Source organism: Streptococcus sp. HMSC066F01 (assembly GCF_001837335.1).
Classification (GTDB): Bacteria; Bacillota; Bacilli; order Lactobacillales; family Streptococcaceae; genus Streptococcus; species Streptococcus oralis_S.
Window position 1 is genome coordinate 78,686 of sequence record NZ_KV832118.1, and the last position, 21,475, is coordinate 100,160.

At 43.9% G+C, this 21,475-nt stretch carries 20 protein-coding genes, 1 pseudogene and 1 riboswitch; of the genes and pseudogenes, 18 read left to right on the forward strand and 3 right to left on the reverse strand.

Annotated elements, in window-relative coordinates; translation table 11 throughout:
- The 11 genes and pseudogenes from HMPREF2655_RS10000 to tig form a co-directional block, all read left to right on the forward strand.
- Positions 1–144 (forward strand): annotated as a pseudogene (locus HMPREF2655_RS10000) (N-acetylmuramoyl-L-alanine amidase family protein); the annotation flags it as partial.
- A gap of 17 nt (positions 145–161) precedes the next feature.
- Positions 162–1,181, forward strand: a complete 1,020-nt coding sequence (gene cbpC / locus HMPREF2655_RS04650; RefSeq protein ID WP_000771069.1) for a choline-binding protein CbpC — start codon at positions 162–164, stop codon at positions 1,179–1,181.
- A 117-nt stretch (positions 1,182–1,298) separates the two neighbouring features.
- Positions 1,299–2,177 (forward strand): mevalonate kinase, encoded by an 879-nt coding sequence (gene mvk, locus HMPREF2655_RS04655; RefSeq protein ID WP_070837881.1) that lies wholly within the window; start codon positions 1,299–1,301, stop codon positions 2,175–2,177.
- Positions 2,159–3,112, forward strand: coding sequence for a diphosphomevalonate decarboxylase (gene mvaD / locus HMPREF2655_RS04660; RefSeq protein ID WP_070800118.1), 954 nt, complete (start codon positions 2,159–2,161; stop codon positions 3,110–3,112). The genes mvk and mvaD overlap by 19 nt, the downstream gene beginning before the upstream one ends.
- On the forward strand, positions 3,099–4,106 hold the full coding sequence (locus HMPREF2655_RS04665) for a phosphomevalonate kinase (protein ID WP_070837883.1): 1,008 nt from the start codon (positions 3,099–3,101) through the stop codon (positions 4,104–4,106). The genes mvaD and HMPREF2655_RS04665 overlap by 14 nt, the downstream gene beginning before the upstream one ends.
- On the forward strand, positions 4,090–5,091 hold the full coding sequence (gene fni / locus HMPREF2655_RS04670; protein ID WP_070837885.1) for a type 2 isopentenyl-diphosphate Delta-isomerase: 1,002 nt from the start codon (positions 4,090–4,092) through the stop codon (positions 5,089–5,091). The genes HMPREF2655_RS04665 and fni overlap by 17 nt, the downstream gene beginning before the upstream one ends.
- 166 nt (positions 5,092–5,257) lie before the next feature.
- On the forward strand, positions 5,258–5,956 hold the full coding sequence (gene liaF, locus HMPREF2655_RS04675) for a cell wall-active antibiotics response protein LiaF (RefSeq protein ID WP_000714492.1): 699 nt from the start codon (positions 5,258–5,260) through the stop codon (positions 5,954–5,956).
- On the forward strand, positions 5,953–6,951 hold the full coding sequence (locus HMPREF2655_RS04680; RefSeq protein ID WP_070837887.1) for an envelope stress sensor histidine kinase LiaS: 999 nt from the start codon (positions 5,953–5,955) through the stop codon (positions 6,949–6,951). Before liaF ends, HMPREF2655_RS04680 begins: the two co-directional genes overlap by 4 nt.
- A 10-nt stretch (positions 6,952–6,961) precedes the next feature.
- Positions 6,962–7,594, forward strand: coding sequence for a response regulator transcription factor (locus HMPREF2655_RS04685; RefSeq protein WP_000698407.1), 633 nt, complete (start codon positions 6,962–6,964; stop codon positions 7,592–7,594).
- On the forward strand, positions 7,595–8,251 hold the full coding sequence (locus HMPREF2655_RS04690; RefSeq protein WP_070837890.1) for a DNA alkylation repair protein: 657 nt from the start codon (positions 7,595–7,597) through the stop codon (positions 8,249–8,251).
- 90 nt (positions 8,252–8,341) lie between these two features.
- Positions 8,342–9,625, forward strand: coding sequence for a trigger factor (gene tig, locus HMPREF2655_RS04695; protein WP_070837892.1), 1,284 nt, complete (start codon positions 8,342–8,344; stop codon positions 9,623–9,625).
- 47 nt (positions 9,626–9,672) lie between these two features.
- Here tig and HMPREF2655_RS04700 read toward each other — a convergent pair whose 3' ends face one another.
- The 3 genes from HMPREF2655_RS04700 to rnhC form a co-directional block, all read right to left on the reverse strand.
- Positions 9,673–12,042, reverse strand: a complete 2,370-nt coding sequence (locus tag HMPREF2655_RS04700) for an SF1B family DNA helicase RecD2 (protein ID WP_070837894.1) — start codon at positions 12,040–12,042, stop codon at positions 9,673–9,675.
- A 127-nt stretch (positions 12,043–12,169) separates the two neighbouring features.
- Positions 12,170–12,784, reverse strand: coding sequence for a signal peptidase I (lepB, locus tag HMPREF2655_RS04705; RefSeq protein WP_001108432.1), 615 nt, complete (start codon positions 12,782–12,784; stop codon positions 12,170–12,172).
- A gap of 9 nt (positions 12,785–12,793) precedes the next feature.
- Complete coding sequence (gene rnhC / locus HMPREF2655_RS04710) at positions 12,794–13,669, reverse strand: ribonuclease HIII (protein WP_070837896.1); 876 nt, start codon at positions 13,667–13,669, stop codon at positions 12,794–12,796.
- A gap of 86 nt (positions 13,670–13,755) precedes the next feature.
- On the opposite strand from rnhC, the gene zapA reads away from it, so the two are divergent.
- From zapA to HMPREF2655_RS04745, 7 genes are all read left to right on the forward strand, one after another.
- The gene (gene zapA / locus HMPREF2655_RS04715; protein WP_000002028.1) at positions 13,756–14,058 is read left to right on the forward strand and encodes a cell division protein ZapA; all 303 of its coding nucleotides are present in this window, start codon (positions 13,756–13,758) and stop codon (positions 14,056–14,058) included.
- A complete protein-coding gene (locus tag HMPREF2655_RS04720) occupies positions 14,055–14,603 on the forward strand; it encodes a CvpA family protein (protein ID WP_000623540.1) in 549 nt (182 codons plus the stop codon). The genes zapA and HMPREF2655_RS04720 overlap by 4 nt, the downstream gene beginning before the upstream one ends.
- 100 nt (positions 14,604–14,703) lie before the next feature.
- A complete protein-coding gene (locus HMPREF2655_RS04725; RefSeq protein ID WP_070837898.1) occupies positions 14,704–17,040 on the forward strand; it encodes an endonuclease MutS2 in 2,337 nt (778 codons plus the stop codon).
- 168 nt (positions 17,041–17,208) lie between these two features.
- Positions 17,209–17,297, forward strand: a riboswitch (glycine riboswitch).
- Between the two features lie 89 nt (positions 17,298–17,386).
- Positions 17,387–18,709, forward strand: a complete 1,323-nt coding sequence (locus HMPREF2655_RS04730) for an alanine/glycine:cation symporter family protein (protein ID WP_000891455.1) — start codon at positions 17,387–17,389, stop codon at positions 18,707–18,709.
- A 130-nt stretch (positions 18,710–18,839) separates the two neighbouring features.
- Positions 18,840–19,388, forward strand: coding sequence for a carboxymuconolactone decarboxylase family protein (locus HMPREF2655_RS04735; protein ID WP_000206774.1), 549 nt, complete (start codon positions 18,840–18,842; stop codon positions 19,386–19,388).
- Positions 19,389–19,402: 14 nt separating this feature from the next.
- Positions 19,403–20,467 (forward strand): acyl-CoA dehydrogenase family protein, encoded by a 1,065-nt coding sequence (locus HMPREF2655_RS04740; RefSeq protein ID WP_000505560.1) that lies wholly within the window; start codon positions 19,403–19,405, stop codon positions 20,465–20,467.
- Positions 20,468–20,574: 107 nt separating this feature from the next.
- Complete coding sequence (locus tag HMPREF2655_RS04745) at positions 20,575–21,474, forward strand: TDT family transporter (RefSeq protein ID WP_049500880.1); 900 nt, start codon at positions 20,575–20,577, stop codon at positions 21,472–21,474.
- The last annotated feature ends 1 nt before the right edge of the window (position 21,475 follow it).

Sequence of the window (21,475 nt, forward strand, 5' to 3'; positions counted from 1 at the left end):
GCAAGTAATGGAGATATGAAGACAGGTTGGACAAAAGTAAATGGAAACTGGTATTATCTCAATTCCTCTGGAGCAATGGTTACAGGTAGCCAAACTATCGATGGTAAAGTTTATAACTTTGCTTCATCTGGTGAGTGGATTTAATGTTGGAGGATATACAAATGAAGCTTTTGAAAAAAATGATGCAAGTCGCACTAGCAACATTTTTCTTTGGTTTGCTAGCGACAAATACTGTATCTGCAGATACCACGGGTGGACAGTTTGTTGATAAGGATAATAGAAAATATTATATAAAAGATGATCATAAAGCAATCTATTGGCATAAAATAGACGGTAAAACTTACTATTTTGGTGATAGAGGAGAGATGGTTGTCGGTTGGCAATACGTAGAAATTCATGGAACAGGTTATCGTGATAATTTATTTAATAATCGTCCAGTCTTAGAAATTGGCCTTCAACAGAAGTGGTACTATTTTGGACAAGATGGTGCTTTGCTAGAACAAACAGATAAACAAGTACTAGAGGCAAAAACGTCTGAAAATACAGGAAAAGTATACGGTGAACAATATACTCCATCTGCTGAAAAGAGAACTTATTATTTTGATAATAATTATGCTGTAAAGACAGGCTGGACTTATGAAGACGGCAATTGGTATTATTTAAATAAGTTAGGAATTTCTGGCGATGATTCTTACAATCCACTACCAATTGGTGAAGTTGCTAAGGGTTGGACTCAAGATTTCCATGTTACTTTTGGCATTGATAGAAGCAAACCTGCTCCATGGTACTACTTAGATCCAACAACTGGCATCATGCAAACTGGTTGGCAGCAACTTGGCAATAAGTGGTACTACCTTCGTTCATCAGGAGCAATGGCGACTGGCTGGTATCAGGTAGGCTCATCTTGGTATTATCTAGATGCTCAAAATGGTGATATGAAGACAGGTTGGGCTTATGTTGGTAACAAGTGGTACTATCTCCGTTCATCAGGAACTATGGCAACCGGCTGGCTTCAAGACGGCTCAACTTGGTACTACCTCAATGCAAGTAATGGAGATATGAAGACAGGTTGGTTCCAAGTCAATGGCAAATGGTACTATGCTTATAGCTCAGGTGCTTTAGCAGTGAATACCACTGTAGATGGCTACTACGTCAACTATAATGGCGAATGGGTTCAATAATGAAAGAGGCGATTGTGAAGGAAACAATCGCTTTTTTTGTGAAAATATAATAAAATAGATAGGAGAAAATACTACTGTATGAAATGAGACGGTCTTTTCGTCTGGTTAAAGGAAAACATGACAAAAAAAGTTGGTGTCGGTCAGGCACATAGTAAGATTATTTTAATAGGAGAGCACGCTGTTGTATACGGCTATCCTGCCATTTCCTTGCCTCTCATAGAGGTGGAGGTGACCTGTAAGGTGGTCCCTGCTGAAAGTCCATGGCGTCTTTATGAGGAGGATACCTTGTCCATGGCGGTTTATGCCTCGCTGGAGTATTTGGATATCAAAGAAGCCTGCATTCGATGTGTGATTGACTCGGCTATCCCTGAAAAACGGGGGATGGGTTCGTCAGCGGCTATCAGCATAGCGGCCATTCGTGCGGTATTTGACTACTACCAAGCCGACCTGCCTCACGATGTGCTAGAAATCTTGGTCAATCAGGCTGAGATGATTGCCCATATGAATCCAAGCGGTTTGGATGCCAAGACCTGTCTCAGTGACCAACCCATTCGCTTTATCAAGAACCTTGGATTTACAGAGCTTGAGATGAATCTATCTGCCTATTTGGTGATTGCTGATACAGGTGTGTATGGCCACACTCGTGAAGCCATCCAAGTGGTTCAAAGTATGGGGAAGGATGCCCTACCGTTTTTGCATGCCTTGGGAGAATTGACCCAGCAGGCAGAAGATGCGATTAGACGAAAAGATGCTGAAAGACTGGGACAAATCCTCAGTCAAGCGCATCTACATTTAAAAGAAATTGGTGTCAGCAGCCCTGAGGCAGACTCCCTCGTTGAAACGGCTCTGAGCGACGGTGCTCTGGGTGCCAAGATGAGTGGTGGTGGCCTAGGAGGTTGTATCATTGCCTTGGTAGCCAATCTGGATCAAGCACAAGAACTAGCAAAACGATTAGAAGAGAAAGGAGCTGTTCAGACATGGATCGAAAGCCTGTAACAGTACGTTCCTACGCAAATATTGCCATTATCAAATACTGGGGAAAGAAAAAAGAGAAAGAGATGGTTCCTGCTACTAGCAGTATCTCTCTGACTTTGGAAAATATGTATACAGAGACGACCTTGTCGCCTCTACCAGCCCATGCGACGGCGGATGCCTTTTATATCAATGGTCAGCTACAAAATGAGGCGGAGCATGCCAAGATGAGCAAGATTATCGACCGCTACCGTCCAGAAGGTGAGGGTTTTGTCCGTATCGATACCCAAAACAACATGCCGACCGCGGCGGGTCTGTCTTCCAGTTCCAGTGGTTTGTCCGCCTTGGTCAAGGCCTGCAATGCTTATTTCCAGCTTGGTTTGAATCGGAGTCAGTTGGCGCAGGAGGCTAAGTTTGCTTCAGGTTCATCCTCTCGCAGTTTTTATGGACCACTCGGTGCTTGGGACAAGGATAGTGGGAAAATCTACCCTGTAGAGACAGACTTGAAACTAGCTATGATTATGTTGGTGCTAGAGGATAAGAAAAAACCAATTTCTAGCCGTGATGGGATGAAACTCTGTGTGGAAACCTCGACGACTTTTGACGACTGGGTGCGCCAGTCTGAGAAAGATTATCAAGATATGCTGCTTTATCTCAAAGAGAATAACTTTGCAAAGGTTGGGGAATTAACGGAGAAAAATGCCTTAGCCATGCACGCTACGACCAAGACTGCTAGTCCAGCCTTTTCTTATCTAACGGATGCTTCCTATGAAGCCATGGACTTTGTTCGCCAGCTTCGTGAGCAAGGTGAAGCCTGTTACTTTACCATGGATGCCGGTCCCAATGTCAAGGTCCTCTGTCAAGAGAAAGATTTGGATCATCTATCAGAAATCTTCGGTCAACGTTACCGCCTGATTGTGTCAAAAACAAAGGATTTGAGCCAAGATGATTGCTGTTAAAACTTGCGGGAAACTCTATTGGGTAGGTGAGTATGCTATTCTAGAGCCAGGGCAGTTAGCCTTGATAAAGGCCATCCCCATCTATATGAAGGCTGAGATTGCTTTTTCTGAGAACTATTGTATCTACTCAGATCTGTTTGATTTCGCAGTGGACTTGACGCCCAATCCTGATTACAGCTTGATTCAAGAAACAATTGCTTTGCTGAATGACTTCCTCGCTGTTCGTGGTCAGACTTTGCGACCTTTTTTCTTGGAAATCCGTGGAAAAATGGAACGGGAAGGCAAAAAGTTTGGTCTGGGTTCTAGCGGTAGCGTCGTTGTCTTGGTGATCAAGGCCCTGCTGGCTCTATATGATATTACAGTTGATCCGGAATTCTTGTTCAAGTTGGCTAGCGCGGTCTTGCTCAAGCGAGGCGACAATGGCTCTATGGGAGACCTTGCCTGTATTGTGGCAGAGGATTTGGTTCTCTACCAGTCTTTTGATCGAAAGAAGATAGCTGCTTGGCTGAAAGAAGTAAGCTTGGCAACAGTTTTGGAGCGTGACTGGGGCTTTTCTATCTCACACGTACAACCTGCCCTAGAATGTGATTTCCTAGTGGGATGGACCAAGCAAGTGGCCGTATCGAGTCAAATGGTTAAGCAAATCAAGCAAAACATAGGCCAGAAATTTTTAACTTCCTCAAAAGCAACGGTATCTGCTTTGGTAGAAGCCCTGGAGCAGGGGAATGCAGAAAAAATTATCGAGCAGGTGGAAACAGCCAGCCAGCTTTTAGAAGGTTTGAGCTCAGATATTTACACACCTTCGCTGAGACAGTTGAAAGAAGCCAGTCAAGATTTGCAGGCTGTTGCCAAGAGTAGTGGGGCTGGTGGTGGTGACTGTGGCATTGCCTTGAGCTTTGATGTGCAATCAACTGAAACCCTAAAAAATCGCTGGGCCGATCTGGGGATTGAGCTCTTATACCAAGAAAGGATAGGACATGACGACAAATCGTAAGGACGAGCACATCCGCTATGCCCTTGAGCAGAAAAGTTCCTATAATAGCTTTGATGAGGTGGAGTTGATTCATTCTTCCCTGCCTCTTTATGACCTGGATGAGATTGATTTGTCTACAGAGTTTGCAGGTCGAAAGTGGGACTTTCCTTTTTATATCAATGCCATGACAGGTGGAAGCGATAAGGGGAGAGAAATCAATCAAAAGCTGGCTCAGGTGGCAGAAGCCTGTGGGATTTTGTTTGTGACGGGCTCTTATAGCGCAGCCCTCAAAGATCCAACAGATGATTCTTTTTCTGTCAAATCTAGCCATCCAAATCTCCTTCTAGGAACCAATATTGGATTGGACAAGCCTGTTGAGTTGGGACTTCAGACTGTAGAAGCGATGAATCCTCTTCTCCTCCAAGTGCATGTTAATGTCATGCAGGAATTACTCATGCCCGAGGGAGAAAGAAAGTTTCGAAGCTGGCAATCGCATCTGGCAGACTATAGCAAGCAAATCCCCGTTCCTATTGTTCTAAAGGAAGTGGGCTTTGGGATGGATGTGAAGACCATCGAGAGAGCCTATGAACTGGGTGTTCGAACGGTTGACCTGTCAGGTCGTGGTGGCACCAGCTTTGCCTATATTGAAAACCGTCGCAGTGGCCAACGTGACTACCTCAATCAATGGGGCCAGTCTACTATGCAGGCCCTTCTCAATGCCCAAACCTGGAAAGAAAAGATCGAACTTTTGGTTAGTGGAGGGGTTCGAAATCCTCTTGATATGATTAAGTGCTTGGTTTTTGGTGCCAAGGCTGTAGGACTGTCACGTACCGTTCTAGAGTTGATTGAAACCTACACAGTCGAAGAAGTGATTAGCATTGTCCAAGGCTGGAAAGAAGATCTGCGTTTGATCATGTGTGCCCTTAATTGTGCCACCATAGCGGATCTGCAAAGCGTAGACTATATTCTTTACGGCAAACTAAAAGAAGCAAAAGATCAGATGTAGAGAGGTCGGGACAAGAATCCCGCCCTTTTTTGTAGCCTTTTGTCAACTGTAGCGGGCTGAAAGAACCTAGCTTGTAGGAGCGATTTCTGTCCAATCGCCTTTTTCCATCCTCAGACCGAGGTGACTTTTTTGAATTGTGATAAAATAGAAGGGAGAGGATGCATCTATGAAAAAATTTCAAATCTTTTTATTTATCGAAGCCTGTCTATTGACGGGAGCTCTGATTTTGATGGTATCAGAGCATTTTTCGCGTTTTTTGCTGATTCTATTCCTCTTTTTGCTCTTGCTCCGCTATTATACAGGTAAAGAGGGCAACAACGTTTTCCTCCTTGTGACGACTATTCTTTTCTTTTTCATCGTCATGCTCAATCCCTTTGTGATATTAGCTATCTTTGTGGCAGTTATCTATAGTCTCTTTCTTCTCTATCCGATGATGAATCAAGAAAGAGAGGAGACCGACTTGGTCTTTGAAGAGGTGGTAACGGTTAAAAATGAACGCAATCCTTGGTTTGGCAATCTCCATCATTTTTCTAGCCACCAGACCTGCCAGTTTGACGATATCAACCTCTTTCGCCTCATGGGCAAGGACACCATTCATCTAGAAAGAGTTATCCTAACCAATCATGACAATGTCATTATCCTTAGAAAGATGGTGGGAACGACTAGGATTATCGTACCTGTAGATGTGGAAATCAGCCTCAGTGTCAACTGCCTCTATGGAGATCTAACTTTCCTCAATCAACCCAAGCGGGCCCTCCGTAATGAGCACTATCATCAGGAAACCAGAGACTACCTCAAGAGTAACAAGAGTGTCAAGATTTTCCTAACTACTATGGTTGGCGATGTGGAGGTGGTCAGAGGATGAAAAAGCAATCTTATCTGTTAATCGGCCTGACTTCACTCCTCTTTATTCTCTTTTTGGCTAATAGTCTGCTTGATATTCTAAATCTTGATTGGTCCTATTTGCTACAGGATATCGAGAAAACAGAGAAACTCATCTTCTTGATCTTGGTCTTTAGCCTTTCCATGACCTTCTTTTTTGTCCTCTTTTGGCGCGTGATAGAAGAAGTCTCTCGCAGAAAAATGCAAGCCAATCTCAAGCGACTGCTAGCAGGAAAAGAGGTAGTTTCCTTTGCAGATCCAGACTTGGATGTCAGTTTTAAGTCCTTGTCTGGCAAGCTCAACCTCTTGACAGAGGCTGTTCAAAAGGCTGAAAATCAAAGCCTGGTCAAGGAAGAAGCAATCATCGAGAAAGAACGGAAGCGGATAGCACGTGACTTGCACGATACAGTTAGTCAGGAGTTGTTTGCAGCCCATATGATTTTATCAGGTGTCAGCCAGCAGGCTTTGAAGCTGGATAGAGAAAAGATGCAGACCCAGTTGCAAAGTGTCGCGGCCATCCTAGAGACAGCCCAAAAGGATTTGCGGGTCTTGCTCCTACATTTGCGACCAGTCGAGTTGGAAGAGAAGAGTTTGATTGAGGGGATTCAAATCCTCTTAAAAGAGCTTGAGGACAAGAGTGACCTCAAGGTCAGTCTCAAGCAAAATGTGTCTAAATTGCCTAAGAAAATCGAAGAACATATCTTCCGCATTCTTCAGGAGTTGATCAGCAATACCCTTCGCCATGCCCAGGCATCTTGCTTAGATGTCTACCTCTATCAGACAGAGGTAGAATTGCAGCTGAAGGTGGTGGACAATGGAATTGGTTTCCAGTTGGGGAGTTTAGATGACTTGAGTTATGGACTGCGAAATATCAAGGAGCGGGTCGAAGATATGGCAGGAACGGTTCAACTCTTGACAGCTCCCAAGCAAGGACTGTCAGTTGATATCCGTATTCCCCTGCTAGACAAGGAATCATAAAGGAGTAGAGATGAAAATTTTACTGGTAGATGACCATGAAATGGTTCGATTGGGCTTGAAAAGCTATTTTGATCTCCAAGACGATGTGGAAGTTGTGGGCGAGGCTGCCAATGGGGCTCAAGGTATTGACTTGGCCTTGAAACTGCGTCCAGATGTCATTGTCATGGATATCGTCATGCCTGAGATGAATGGGATTGACGCGACCTTAGCCATCCTCAAAGAATGGCCCGAAGCCAAGATTTTGATTGTAACTTCTTACTTGGACAATGAAAAAATCATGCCGGTCTTGAATGCGGGTGCCAAAGGTTATATGCTCAAGACTTCTAGTGCAGACGAACTGCTCCATGCAGTTCGCAAGGTGGCTGCTGGAGAGCTTGCTATTGAACAAGAGGTCAGCAAGAAGGTTGAATACCACCGCAATCATATGGAACTTCATGAGGAATTGACTGCGCGTGAGCGAGACGTACTTCAACTCATCGCCAAGGGCTACGAAAATCAGCGGATTGCAGATGAACTCTTCATCTCTCTCAAGACAGTCAAGACCCATGTGTCCAACATCCTAGCCAAGCTTGAGGTCAGCGATCGCACCCAGGCGGCGGTCTATGCCTTTCAGCACCACTTGGTCGGGCAGGAGGACTTTTAGATGAGTCTTGCAGATTTACTTGGGGAGCTAGAAGCAGCAAAAGACCCTGAGAAAGCAGGCCCAATGGAAGCCTATATGCGCTATCAATTTCCCTTTTTAGGGATTGCAGGTCCTGAAAGAAATGCGCTCTATAGAAAATATTTTCTAAGCGCGAAAAAAACAAAGATGATCGATTGGGATTTTGTAGACACTTGCTGGGAAAAGGAACCTAGAGAATACCAATATGTGGCTGCCAACTATTTGAAAGCCATGCAGTCTTATCTAACGAAGGACGATTTGCCTAAACTTGAGCGTCTGGTCGTGACCAAGTCCTGGTGGGACACGGTAGATATCCTAGATCGAGTAGTAGGAAGTTTAGTGGCTAACCATCCGGAACTTGAAGAAGTGATTTTAAAATGGAGCCTATCAGACAATATCTGGTTGAGGCGAGTCGCTATTGACCACCAGTTGTTAAGAAAAGAAAAAACAAATGTCCAACTGATGGAAAAGATCCTGGTCAACAATCTGGACCAGACAGAATTTTTTATCAACAAAGCCATCGGCTGGGCTCTAAGAGACTACTCTAAAACCAATCCTGAATGGGTAGCGCGTTTTATTGAACAAAATAAGAAGAGAATGTCTGAACTTAGTATCAGAGAAGCGAGCAAGTACCTCTAGCACTATTGAAAAGCGCATTCATTACTTGAAAAAAGTCGCTGTCATATGGTATAATGTACTGTATTAAAAATTTTAAGGAGAAATGACAGAATGTCTGTATCATTTGAAAACAAAGAAACAAACCGTGGTGTCTTGACTTTCACAATCTCTCAAGACCAAATCAAACCAGAATTGGACCGTGTATTTAACTCAGTAAAGAAAACTCTTAACGTTCCTGGTTTCCGTAAAGGTCACCTTCCACGCCCTATCTTCGACCAAAAATTTGGTGAAGAAGCTCTTTATCAAGATGCAATGAACGCACTTTTGCCAAACGCTTATGAAGCTGCAGTAAAAGAAGCTGGTCTTGAAGTTGTTGCGCAACCAAAAATCGATGTGACTTCAATGGAAAAAGGTCAAGACTGGGTTATCACAGCTGAAGTCGTGACAAAACCTGAAGTAAAATTGGGTGACTACAAAAACCTTGAAGTATCAGTGGATGTAGAAAAAGAAGTGACAGACGCTGACGTTGAAGAACGTATCGAACGCGAACGCAACAACTTGGCTGAATTGGTTATCAAAGAAGGCGCTGCTGAAAATGGCGACACTGTTGTGATTGACTTCGTTGGTTCTATCGACGGTGTTGAATTTGACGGTGGAAAAGGTGAAAACTTCTCACTTGGACTTGGATCAGGTCAATTTATCCCTGGTTTTGAAGACCAATTGATTGGACACTCAGCTGGCGACACTGTTGATGTAGTTGTAACATTCCCAGAAGACTACCAAGCAGAGGACCTTGCAGGTAAAGAAGCTAAATTCGTGACAACTATCCACGAAGTAAAAGCAAAAGAAGTTCCAGCTCTTGATGATGAACTTGCAAAAGACATCGACGAAGAAGTGGAAACTCTTGACGAATTGAAAGAAAAATACCGCAAAGAATTGACTGCTGCGAAAGAAGAAGCATACAAAGACGCCGTTGAAGGCGCAGCAATTGATAAAGCTGTAGAAAACGCTGAAATCGTAGAACTTCCAGAAGAAATGATCCACGAAGAAGTTCACCGTTCAGTAAATGAATTCCTTGGAAACTTGCAACGTCAAGGTATCAACCCTGACATGTACTTCCAAATCACAGGAACTACTCAAGAAGACCTTCACAAACAATACGAAGCAGAAGCTGAGTCACGTACGAAGACTAACCTTGTTATCGAAGCAGTTGCCAAAGCTGAAGGATTTGACGCTTCAGAAGAAGAAATCCAAAAAGAAATCGAGCAATTGGCAGCAGACTACAACATGGAAGTTGCACAAGTACAAAACTTGCTTTCAGCTGACATGTTGAAACACGATATCACTATCAAAAAAGCTATTGAATTGATCACAAGCACTGCAACAGTAAAATAATCTTAAAAGAGAAAAAGCCCACCTGACTAGGTGGGTTTTCTGATGCACTATTTTCCAAAAATCTCTTTTAAGTCCGCATCTGTAATCCCAATCATGGCTGGAATACTAGACCAGTTTTCTTCGGTGAGGATGTAGGATTGTTCAGAGTCACTTGGTGTGGCAGTTTCAGAGAAGGCTTGTTTACTTTTTTCAATATTAGTTTCAATTAAATCACTGAAACGCTCAATCAGATAGGTCTTGCGAGCAGTCCCGATATGCTTGACTGCATAGTCAAAGGCCTGTAATTCACCGAGAAGGATGAGCTTGCTCTTGGCCCGTGTGATAGCTGTGTAGATGAGATTTCGCTCCAGCATGCGCTTGCTAGCACTGGTGATGGGCAGGATGACAACAGGAAACTCACTTCCCTGAGACTTATGAATACTCATGGCGTAGGCTAGTCGAATCTTGTACCATTCATTACGTGAGTAGACGACTTCATTGCCATCAAAATCAATGACAATCTCGTCTTGTTTGGACTCGGTGTATTTACCAGGAATTAGGTCTGTGATGTAGCCTAGGTCCCCATTAAAGACATTGACTTCAGCGTCGTTGACTAGGTGAATAACCTTGTCCCCTGTTCGATAGTGACACTGAGTTGCTTCAAAGCTAACTTGCCCCTTTTGCTGAGGATTGAGCAGGTCTTGCATGAGTTGGTTGATGGCGTCAATACCAGCAGTTCCTCGATACATAGGCGCTAGCACCTGAATATCGCGAGCCGGAATGCCACTTCTGAGGGCAGCGCCGAGGATTTTCTCAATGGTAGCTGGGATATGGCCACTAGCGATTTCAAAGTAGGAACGGTCAGCTTTTTTCTGGGTAAAGTCAGCTGGCAAGATGCCTTGTCGAATCTGACTCGCCAAGGTAACGATAGTTGATTCTTCGCTCTGACGGTAAATCCGTTCCAAACAAGTCTGCGGAATCAGGGGTATCTGGAGCAGGTCAGCAAGGACTTGTCCGGGACTAACAGAAGGCAACTGGTCACTGTCTCCCACGATGAGTATTTTACTGTTAGAAGAGATGTTGGAGAAGAGTTGGTTAGCTAGCCAAGTGTCCACCATAGAAAACTCATCCACGATGATAAAGTCGGCATCCAGATAATCTTCCAGATGGCTGGTATCATCGTCACCCGTCATTCCCAAATGACGGTGTATGGTCGCGCTAGGCAAACCTGTCAATTCATTCATGCGCCGAGCCGCTCGACCAGTTGGAGCAGCTAGAAGAATCGGCAGATTGCTTTTCTTCCTGAGGTCAAGTCCTTCTAAAAGTGCATAAACAGCGATAATTCCATTGATAACAGTCGTCTTACCAGTACCAGGTCCACCTGTTAGGATAAAGACCTTGTTCTGGATAGCGTCGCAGATAGCCTGTTTTTGAATGGTATCGTACTGGATACCAAGCTCTTCCTCAACACTGGAGATATGCTTTTGAATGGTTTCCAAATCCTGACTTTTCTGCTTTCCTTTTTCAAGGATACGAACTAAGTGACTGCGAATGCCTTCTTCAGCGAAAAAGAGGCTGTTATCAAAGATTTTGGTATCAATCTGCTGAACCTTGTCCTCTTCAATTAGATGAGATAATTCCTGAGCTACTTGGCTGGGATCCAGTTCCACGGGACGGGAAGATTCGAGAAGAGTCAGGGTTTGTTCCAGCAAATCTCGGGCTTCCATATAGGTATCGCCTGTATCCATACAACCTTGAAAGAGACTATGGACAAGGCCAGCACGGAAGCGCTCGGGAGCTTGACTTTCGATGCCTAGTTCGGCAGCTAATTGGTCAGCAATGGTAAAGCCCAAACCCTTGATATCCTCAACCAGTTGGTAGGGATAGTTTTCGACAATATCTAGCGTTTCTTCCTTGTAAAAGTCTTGAATCTGAAAGGCCAGTTTATTGGGAATGCCGTAGTTGGCAAGTTTAGCCAAGACCATTTCTGTCCCATAGTTGAGACGAAGGGTAGAAACAAAAGCCTCACGGTTTTTGGCAGAGAGTCCTGAGATGCCTTCTAGCTTTTCAGGATGTTCCAGAATTTCATCAATGGTATTGTCACCATAGCTATCAACGATTTTTTGGGCCGTTTTGAGACCAATTCCCTTGAAATGACTGCTAGAAAAGTACTTGACGAGGCCCTTGCTAGTTGGTTTTGCGCGTTCATAACGGTTGATCTGAAGCTGTACCCCATACTTGGAGTGCTGAACGATTTGCCCCCAAAAAGTGTAGTCTTCCCCTTCAATCACGTCCGCCATGGTTCCTGTAACGATGATTTCAAAATCGTCAAAGTCCTCCGCGTCCGTATCTTCGATATCTAGGAGGAGAATGCGATAAAAATTACTGGGATTTTCAAAAATAATCCGTTCAATGGTGCCTGAAAAATAAACTTCCATAGGTTTCCTTTACATGAGTTCGTGAGAGTTGGACCCTTAGCCACTTTGAAAAGCTAGATTACTTTAAGGTTTTCTCTCGCAATAGAAAAAGAGACTGAGACTTAGCATTCTCGGCCTCTTCCTTATCTTAAAATGTTCCGATACGGTTAAGTGGCCAGAAACGGAATTTTGCTTCACCTTTTATATCGCTGGCCTTAAAGGTACCAACGTGGCGGCTGTCGCTAGAGACTAGACGATCGTCACCAAGGAGAAGGTACTCACCTTGAGGGACAGTAAAGCTGAAGCTGGTATTGGAATTGACATCAACCGTAAAGGCTTGTGCTTTTTGAGCAAGTTCTCTAAAGTAAACTCCCTTATTGCCTTCAAATCCTTTGCCAGTATAGGTGTTTTGCAACTTTTCTGTTTTGAACAAGTTGAGATATTCAGCTAGGTAAGGTTCATTCGTTTCTTCACCGTTGATAAAGAGTTTGTCATTTTCGTAGCGGATGGTATCACCAGGCATGCCGATAACCCTTTTGACAATGTCTTTATTTCCGTCTTCCTCATGCGCAACCACGATGTCGAAGCGGTCAATTGGGAGGTGTTTAACAACGAAGAGAACTTCTCCGTCGGCTAGGGTAGGGTCCATCGAATGTCCTTCCACACGGACATTGCTCCAAAGGAAGATGCGGCTAAGACCTACCAGTGCGATAACCAGGAAGATGACTCCCCATTCTTTTATAAATGATTTTAAATAGTTCATGGTTTACCTCTATAGAAGTTTTTTTGCTTTTTCAGTGTTTTTAAAATGCAGTTTGGCACAGAAATGAAGTCCCTTCATGCCATAGGCCTGAAGGATTTTGCTAGCAACCTTATCTGATGCAGTCCCAGCGCCACTTGGCAGTTGATAGCCCAGTTCTCGTCCTAGATTTTCCAAGTTTTCGAGGAAGAGATCCCGCGCAATGATGGAGCTAACCGCAACAGCCAGGTATTTGCCCTCGGCTTTTTCTTCTAAGCTAATTTTGTTTGGAAAACGGTTGGCTTCTTGCGCCAAGTACTTGTCATAGTTTTTAGGACTTGTAAAAGCGTCAATCACGATTTTTTCTGGCTGGACTCCTTTTTGAAGCAGGAGAAAGATAGCCTGATTGTGAAGGGCAACCTTTACAGAAACAGCATTGTAACGCTCTCCGATAACTTCGTTGTACTTGCTCGGTGAAAGGAGGAGTGCTTGATGCTGGATTTTTTCCTTGAGGATAGGGGCAATCTGACGAATCTTTTGGTCAGTCAAGGTTTTTGAATCCCCTACGCCGAGTTTTCGCAAGAAGTCATGCTGGTCCGGTGTCACAAAGGAAGCCACGACAGCCAGCCCACCAAAGTAGGAACCATTCCCCACCTCATCGGTCCCAATCATAGGAAAATCTTGTCCACTGGTTTCCTCTACAACTTGATAGCCAAAGAAACTGGCGTACTGCTCAGCAGCTTCGCCTTGCAGGAGGACTTTTCCAGAAGTATAGATGGAAACTGTTGCCTGAGGCAGTCTAAAAAAATAGCGAATATAAGGATTTTTACTAGGACTGAGAGCCTTCTGATACTGACTTAAAAAGCTCTGAATTTCCTGTTCACTTGGTGTGAGTGTGATACTTGCCATAGTCTCTATTGTACCACAAAAGCAGGAGAATTGGTAAAAACTGACAAAGTTAGCGAAATTTGGTATAATATCGTGAGGTGAATTTTATGGCAAATCTAAATCGATATAAGTTTACATTCGGGAAAAAGACATTAACCTTGACAACCGAGCATGACAACCTCTTCATGGAGGAAATTGCCAAGGTTGCGACTGAAAAGTACCAAGCAATTAAAGAACAAATGCCTGGGGCAGATGATGAAACCATTGCGCTTCTTTTGGCGGTCAATTGTCTATCTACACAACTCAACCGTGAGATTGAATTTGATGACAAGGAGCAAGAGTTGTTAGAACTCCGCCACAAGTTGATTGCTGTCAAACAAGAACAGAGCAAGATTGAGGACTCCCTATGATTTCAATCCTACTCTTATTGGTTCTGGCTTGGGGCTTTTACATCGGCTACCGTAGAGGTTTGGTCCTGCAAGTTTATTATTTCCTCGTGGCAGTGATTTCAGCCTTTGTTGCGGGACAGTTTTATAAATCACTGGGCGACCACTTCCACTTGCTTGTCCCTTATGCCAATCCTCAGGAAGGACAGGGAACCTTTTTCTTCCCTTCAGACCAGCTGTTTCATCTAGACAAGGTCTTTTATGCGGGTCTAGCCTATCTTCTAGTTTTTGGGATTTGCTACACTATCGGACGTTTTATCGGTTTGTTCCTGCACTTGATTCCAACTAAAAAGCTTGATGTCAAATGGTTGCGTATCGGATCAGGCGTTTTGTCTCTATTGGTAACCTTATTTGTCTTGCAAATGGCTCTGACCATCCTTGCAACAGTACCTCTGGCAGTCATTCAAAATTCACTCGAAAAAAGTACAGTAGCCAAACACATCATCCAAAGTGTCCCTTTTACGACAAATCTTATCAAACAACTCTGGGTGACAAATTTAATCGGATAAAAAGGGCGGGATTTTTCCTAGCCCTTTGTTTACAGATTGGACGACTAGGTCAAAACACCTAGTTGCTATAATCTTTTAAACCAGCATACAAGGAAAAAATATGAATACAAAAATACTAGAAACCTTAGAATTTAATAAAATCAAAACCTTGTTTGAACCGCATCTCCTGACAGAACAAGGCCTAGAGGAGCTAAAAGGCTTGGCTCCAACTGCTAAGGTGGATAAGATCAAGCAAGCCTTTACAGAGATGGAGGAAATGCAAGCCCTATTTGTGGAGCAACCTCACTTTACTATCCTAGCGACACGTGAGCTTTCAGCTGTCTGCAAGCGTCTGGAGATGGGGGCGGACCTCAATATTGAGGAGTTCTTGCTTCTCAAACGAGTCTTGCTTGCTAGCAGAGAGTTGCAAAGTTTTTACGACAATCTAGAAAACGTACGCTTGGAGCAGTTGGCGAGATGGTTTGAGAAACTGCATGAGTTTCCACACTTGCAAGGAAGTCTCCAAGCTCTAAATGATGCAGGATTTATCGAGAATTTTGCCAGCGAAGAACTAGCACGTATCCGTCGGAAAATCCATGATAGCGAGAGTCAAGTTCGAGATGTCTTGCAAGACTTACTCAAGCAAAAAGCGCAGATGTTGACGGAAGGTATAATCGCTAGCAGAAATGGCCGTCAAGTTTTACCAGTAAAGAACACCTATCGCAATAAGATTGCAGGTGTTGTCCATGACATCTCTGCCAGTGGTAATACGGTTTATATCGAGCCACGTGAGGTGGTCAAGCTGAGCGAAGAAATCGCTAGTCTGCGAGCTGACGAACGCTATGAGATGATTCGCATCCTGCAGGAACTATCGGAACGGGTTCGTCCTCATGCTGCTGAGATTGCTAATGATGCTTGGATTATCGGCCATTTAGACTTGATTCGTGCCAAGGTGCGTTTCATTCAAGAAAGACAAGCAGTCGTTCCCCAACTTTCAGAGAATCAAGAGATTCAACTTCTTCATGTTCGCCATCCTTTGGTCAAAAATGCAGTGGCAAACGATGTACAATTTGGTAAGGAATTAACAGCTATTGTCATTACAGGTCCCAATACTGGTGGGAAGACCATCATGCTCAAAACCCTAGGCTTGACTCAACTCATGGCCCAATCTGGATTGCCCATTCTAGCTGACAAGGGAAGCCGTGTCGGTGTTTTTGAGGAAATCTTCGCAGATATTGGGGATGAGCAGTCTATCGAACAAAGCTTGTCTACCTTCTCTAGCCACATGACCAATATCGTAGATATTCTTGGCAAGGTCAACCAGCACTCGCTCTTGTTACTAGATGAGCTTGGGGCAGGTACCGATCCGCAGGAAGGAGCAGCGCTTGCTATGGCTATTCTGGAGGATCTTCGTCTGCGTCAGGTCAAGACTATGGCGACGACCCACTATCCAGAACTCAAGGCTTATGGTATTGAGACAGCCTTTGTGCAAAATGCCAGCATGGAGTTTGACACAGCCAGCCTGCGTCCGACCTATCGCTTTATGCAGGGAGTTCCTGGTCGAAGCAATGCCTTTGAAATTGCCAAACGCCTGGGCTTGTCAGATGTCATCGTAGGAGATGCCAGCCAGCAGGTTAATCAAGATAATGATGTCAACCGTATCATTGAACAATTGGAAGAGCAAACACTTGAAAGCCGTAAACGCTTGGACAATATCCGTGAGGTGGAGCAAGAAAATCTCAAGATGAATCGAGCACTCAAAAAACTCTACAACGAACTCAACCGTGAAAAAGAAACTGAGCTTAACAAGGCGCGTGAACAAGCTGCTGAGATTGTGGAACTAGCGCTAAGTGAGAGTGACCAAATCCTGAAAAACCTCCACAGTAAGTCTCAACTCAAACCCCACGAAATCATTGAGGCCAAGGCTGAGCTGAAAAAACTGGCTCCTGAAAAAGTCGACTTGTCTAAAAACAAGGTCCTTCAAAAAGCCAAGAAAAAACGAGCTCCAAAGGTTGGGGATGATATCGTGGTTCTCAGTTATGGCCAACGTGGAACATTGACCAATCAGCTCAAGGATGGCCGTTGGGAAGCCCAAGTTGGTTTGATCAAGATGACCTTGGAAGAGAAAGAATTTGATCTTGTTCAGGCTCAGCAAGAAGCCCCAGTCAAGAAAAAACAAGTCAATGTCGTCAAACGTGCTTCTGGTCGTGGTCCGCAAGCCAGACTGGATCTCCGAGGCAAACGGTACGAAGAAGCTATGAATGAGCTGGACGCCTTTATCGACCAAGCCCTGCTTAATAACATGGCGCAGGTCGACATTATCCATGGTATCGGAACAGGAGTCATCCGTGAGGGCGTCACCAAATACCTGCAAAGAAACAAGCATGTCAAGAGTTTCGGCTATGCTCCACAAAATGCTGGAGGCAGTGGCGCTACCATTGTGACCTTTAAAGGATAGAGAGAAGAAGGAGTCAACCTTTCTGAAAAAAGAAATGAAAGGTCAAAAATTTTCATAGAATATATTGACAAAGGCTAACTTTTCTTGTAAAATAATAAAAAATAGAATACCAACACCGAATGAAGTTTAATAGAAGTGGAGAAAGGTTTGTTTTCCATGACTGTAAATGGACGGAACTCTGGAGAGACCGTGAAGGCACCGAAGGGGCAAGGCAGGCAACTGCTCAAACTCTCAGGTAAAAGGACAGAGCTAGGATAGACCACTTTTTGGCATTTATCTAAGCATTCCAGAGTACATGTATCTTGCATGTGCTCTTTCTTTTGGGGTTGAAAGATAGGAGTAGGATATGTTAGAATTGCTTAAAGAGCTTGATGCTTTCGTTTGGGGGCCTCCCCTCTTGATCTTATTGGTCGGAACGGGTATCTATTTGACCATCCGACTAGGCCTTTTGCAGGTGGCTCGTCTCCCTAAAGCCTTTCAGTTGATCTTTACCAAGGATAAGGGGCATGGCGATGTGTCGAGCTTTGCTGCTCTCTGTACGGCTCTAGCAGCCACAGTTGGTACGGGAAATATCATCGGGGTCGCGACAGCCATTAAGGTTGGTGGACCAGGGGCCCTCTTTTGGATGTGGATGGCAGCCTTCTTTGGGATGGCGACCAAGTATGCCGAAGGCTTGCTGGCCATCAAATACCGTACTAAGGATGCAAATGGAGCTGTAGCTGGAGGACCCATGCATTACATCCTTTTGGGGATGGGAGAAAAGTGGCGTCCACTTGCTATCTTCTTTGCCCTAGCGGGTGTATTGGTAGCCCTCCTAGGGATTGGTACCTTTACCCAAGTCAATTCGATTACAGAATCCATTCAAAATACAGCCCAAGTTAATCCAGCTATCACGGCTCTGATTTTATCCATTTTTGTAGGGATTGCTGTCTTTGGTGGCCTCAAATCCATATCAAAAGTTTCGACAGCAGTGGTTCCTTTTATGGCTATTGTCTATATTTTAGGAACTCTTACAGTTATTCTCTTTAATATCGAGAAAGTCCCAGCTACACTTGTTCTCATCTTTACTTCAGCCTTTAGTCCAGTTGCTGCGGTAGGTGGTTTTGCAGGTGCCAGCATTCGGATGGCTATCCAGAATGGTGTGGCGCGAGGAGTCTTTTCGAACGAATCTGGTCTTGGTTCAGCTCCCATTGCAGCAGCTGCGGCTAAGACAAACGAACCAGTAGAGCAAGGCTTGATTTCCATGACAGGAACCTTTATTGATACGTTGATTATCTGTACTCTGACAGGTTTGACCATCTTGGTAACTGGAGTTTGGAGCGGTGATTTGAATGGAGTTGCCTTGACCCAGTCAGCCTTTTCAACAGTTTTTTCACACTTTGGACCTGCCCTCTTGACCATCTTCCTTGTACTCTTTGCCTTTACGACGATTCTCGGATGGAACTACTACGGAGAACGCTGTTTTGAGTTTCTCTTTGGTGTTCGTTTTATCTGGCTTTACCGTGTAGTCTTTGTAGTCATGGTCTTGATGGGAGGATTTATCGAGTTGGATATGGTCTGGATTATCGCAGATATCGTCAATGCCTTGATGGCTTTACCAAACTTGATTGCCCTCTTAGTCTTGTCGCCAGTCGTCATTGCTGAGACTAAAAAGTATTTTAAACACTAACCCAATCACACTTTTAGTGTGATTTTTTCATTTCATAGACATTTCCTATCAAGGCGATTGAAAATATATATTATCCAAGGGGGAAATTCTATGATAGACTAAATGACAATAAAATGAAAAGAGGTTTCTTATGACAACATTTACCATCCACACAGTAGAATCAGCACCAGCAGAAGTGAAAGAAGTTCTTGAAACAGTACAAAAAGATAACAATGGCTATATTCCCAACCTAATCGGTCTCTTGGCCAACGCTCCTACCGCGCTTGAAGCCTACCGAACTGTCGGAGCCATCAACCGTCGCAATAGCTTAACACCAGTAGAGCGTGAAGTAGTGCAAATCACGGCAGCCGTAACCAATGGCTGCGCTTTCTGCGTGGCTGGACATACTGCCTTTTCAATCAAACAAATCCAGATGAATGATGATCTTCTCCAAGCCCTTCGCAACCGCACTCCGATTGAAACAGATCCAAAACTAGATACTCTAGCTAAGTTTACCTTGGCGGTCATCAATACCAAAGGGCGTGTAGGAGATGAAGCCTTGGCTGAATTTTTGGAAGCTGGCTACACGCAACAAAATGCCTTGGACGTGGTTCTGGGTGTTAGTCTTGCCAGCCTCTGCAACTATGCCAACAACCTAGCCAATACGCCTATTAACCCAGAATTACAACCCTATGCTTAAGAGGAGGGAAGAGTATGGGATTTTTTCCCGAAGAGTTTTTGAGCTGGCTAGACCAGCATGCTGATGAAATTGATAAACAGTCTTGTGAGGCTGGAGAGCAACTGATTGAAAGGATTGCAGCAGAAGGAGCTTTTCGTGTAGGTGTTCTAGAATCTCTCGGCGGTACAGCCGGAAGTGATCAAGATGTCATTGATATCCTAGCAGAGCTCGCTCAACATTCCTTGACGGCCTCCTTTATTTCCTGGGGACAACGTACCCTAATTGACAATATTCTCCAATCAGATAATTCCTATTTGAAAGAAAACTATCTGGAAAAACTCTTGTCTGGTGAATATGCAGGCGCAACTGCTCTGTCTAATGCTGTCAAGTATTTATCTGATTTAGAAGAGCTGAATGTTTATATCGTCGAAGAAAATGGACAATTTTATCTAAAAGGGCGACTGCCATGGGTAACCAATGCCCGTAGAAATCGATTCTTAACCATTTTTGTAGCAGGTTTTGCTGATGATCCAAGTAAAAGTTATGTGGTGGCTGTGCCATCAGATGCAGAGAATTTTAGTCGTTCGGAAGACTTAGAATTCGTTTCTCTTCAGGGAGGAAATACGGCTGCTTTGACCTTTAATCGGGTTCCTTTAAAAGAAGAGTGGATTCTATCTAAGAATGCTAAAGAATTTTTAACTCAAAATCGTCCCGCATTTTTAGGTTACCAATTTGGTTTAGCCTTTGGATTAGCTGAACGCTCCCTATCAGAAGTAGAAAAAGAATTGGGGAAACGAAGAGTATTAACAGATGAATGGCAATACCAGGTAGAGCAGTTAGATGCTATTCGGCAAGCTCTTTATCAGGGATTGTCTGACCGGTCCTATTTCGTTACCAATCCGCGTGAACTCTTTCAGTTAAGAATAGACATTGTGGATGTGGTTGCTCAAAGTCTTCTGTTAGAGTTGCAAGCTGGTGGAGGTAGAGGCTACTTTAGCAAATCAACATCTGGTTTTATTCGTCGTTGGAATGAAGGAGCCTTTCTTCCGATTGTCTCTCCAAGCGCTGTTCAGTTGCGCCATATCTTAGCAACGAGTTAAAAAATAGTAGAATAAAAACGAAGTTTGAATTTCTAACTTCGTTTTTTAAGTCCTCATTTAAGCGCTTTTATGCTATACTAATAATAACATGATTATTGGAGGCTCGGATGAAAAAGCTCCCCTTGGTATTTTCTGGCTGTTTATTAGGTCTAGCAGGTGCAGGAAATCTGATTGCAGATACTTGGCCAGTTCTGTCGCATTTATTGAGTCTGACTGGATTAGTTTTGTGGCTTTTCTTTCTGATTCTTCATCTTTTTAATTGGTCTGAAACCAAGCGAGAATTGACCAAAGCCCCTCTCTTATCTGGCATGGCTACCTTTCCCATGGCCGGGATGATTTTATCGACCTATGTCTTTCGCGTATTCCCTGTTCTTCCTTTGGTAGCACAAGGAATCTGGTGGTTTTCATTTCTCTTGGATTTAGCTTTGATTGCTACTTTTACCATCAAATTTGCCTGTCCTGGTCGGAGGGTCAATGCGACTCCAAGTTGGACGGTACTCTATGTGGGAATAGCAGTAGCAGCCTTGACCTATCCTCTGGTAGGCATTATCGAGATTGCCTATGCAACCTTGAGTTTTGGTTTTGTCTTGACCTTCTATCTCTATCCGCTTATTTATAGCGATTTAAAGAAATCTCCACTCCCACTAGCCTTGCTTGGACAGGAAGGAATCTACTGTGCTCCCTTTTCCCTACTCTTAGCTTCTCTAGTTCGAGTTGGAGGAGCAGGCCTACCGACTTGGCTCTTGATTGTCATGATTTTGGCATCTCAGTCCTTCTTTTTCTTTGTTTTAACTCGCCTGCCCAATATTTTAAAACAAGGCTTTCAACCAGCCTTCTCAGCCCTCACCTTCCCAACCATTATCACAGCTACTTCGCTCAAGATGGCTCAGGGGCTTTTGAAACTCCCTTTTTTAGATTATCTGGTACTGGCTGAAATCTTCATTTGTCTATCTATTTTACTCTTTGTCTTAGCTTCTTATCTGATTTGGTTACGAAAAAAGGTCTAGC

Excerpts from the sequence above, each read along its gene's own strand:
- HMPREF2655_RS04730 (WP_000891455.1), top strand. The coding sequence starts at position 17,387 with ATGTTAGAATTGCTTAAAGAGCTTGATGCTTTCGTTTGGGGGCCTCCC.
- cbpC (WP_000771069.1), top strand. The coding sequence starts at position 162 with ATGAAGCTTTTGAAAAAAATGATGCAAGTCGCACTAGCAACATTTTTC.
- tig (WP_070837892.1), top strand. The coding sequence starts at position 8,342 with ATGTCTGTATCATTTGAAAACAAAGAAACAAACCGTGGTGTCTTGACT.
- mvaD (WP_070800118.1), top strand. The coding sequence starts at position 2,159 with ATGGATCGAAAGCCTGTAACAGTACGTTCCTACGCAAATATTGCCATT.
- HMPREF2655_RS04720 (WP_000623540.1), top strand. The coding sequence starts at position 14,055 with ATGATTTCAATCCTACTCTTATTGGTTCTGGCTTGGGGCTTTTACATC.
- rnhC (WP_070837896.1), bottom strand. The coding sequence starts at position 13,669 with ATGGCAAGTATCACACTCACACCAAGTGAACAGGAAATTCAGAGCTTT.
- HMPREF2655_RS04680 (WP_070837887.1), top strand. The coding sequence starts at position 5,953 with ATGAAAAAGCAATCTTATCTGTTAATCGGCCTGACTTCACTCCTCTTT.
- HMPREF2655_RS04740 (WP_000505560.1), top strand. The coding sequence starts at position 19,403 with ATGGGATTTTTTCCCGAAGAGTTTTTGAGCTGGCTAGACCAGCATGCT.
- HMPREF2655_RS04690 (WP_070837890.1), top strand. The coding sequence starts at position 7,595 with ATGAGTCTTGCAGATTTACTTGGGGAGCTAGAAGCAGCAAAAGACCCT.
- mvk (WP_070837881.1), top strand. The coding sequence starts at position 1,299 with ATGACAAAAAAAGTTGGTGTCGGTCAGGCACATAGTAAGATTATTTTA.
- lepB (WP_001108432.1), bottom strand. The coding sequence starts at position 12,784 with ATGAACTATTTAAAATCATTTATAAAAGAATGGGGAGTCATCTTCCTG.
- HMPREF2655_RS04745 (WP_049500880.1), top strand. The coding sequence starts at position 20,575 with ATGAAAAAGCTCCCCTTGGTATTTTCTGGCTGTTTATTAGGTCTAGCA.
- fni (WP_070837885.1), top strand. The coding sequence starts at position 4,090 with ATGACGACAAATCGTAAGGACGAGCACATCCGCTATGCCCTTGAGCAG.
- HMPREF2655_RS04725 (WP_070837898.1), top strand. The coding sequence starts at position 14,704 with ATGAATACAAAAATACTAGAAACCTTAGAATTTAATAAAATCAAAACC.
- HMPREF2655_RS04700 (WP_070837894.1), bottom strand. The coding sequence starts at position 12,042 with ATGGAAGTTTATTTTTCAGGCACCATTGAACGGATTATTTTTGAAAAT.
- HMPREF2655_RS04685 (WP_000698407.1), top strand. The coding sequence starts at position 6,962 with ATGAAAATTTTACTGGTAGATGACCATGAAATGGTTCGATTGGGCTTG.
- HMPREF2655_RS04665 (WP_070837883.1), top strand. The coding sequence starts at position 3,099 with ATGATTGCTGTTAAAACTTGCGGGAAACTCTATTGGGTAGGTGAGTAT.
- zapA (WP_000002028.1), top strand. The coding sequence starts at position 13,756 with ATGGCAAATCTAAATCGATATAAGTTTACATTCGGGAAAAAGACATTA.
- HMPREF2655_RS04735 (WP_000206774.1), top strand. The coding sequence starts at position 18,840 with ATGACAACATTTACCATCCACACAGTAGAATCAGCACCAGCAGAAGTG.
- liaF (WP_000714492.1), top strand. The coding sequence starts at position 5,258 with ATGAAAAAATTTCAAATCTTTTTATTTATCGAAGCCTGTCTATTGACG.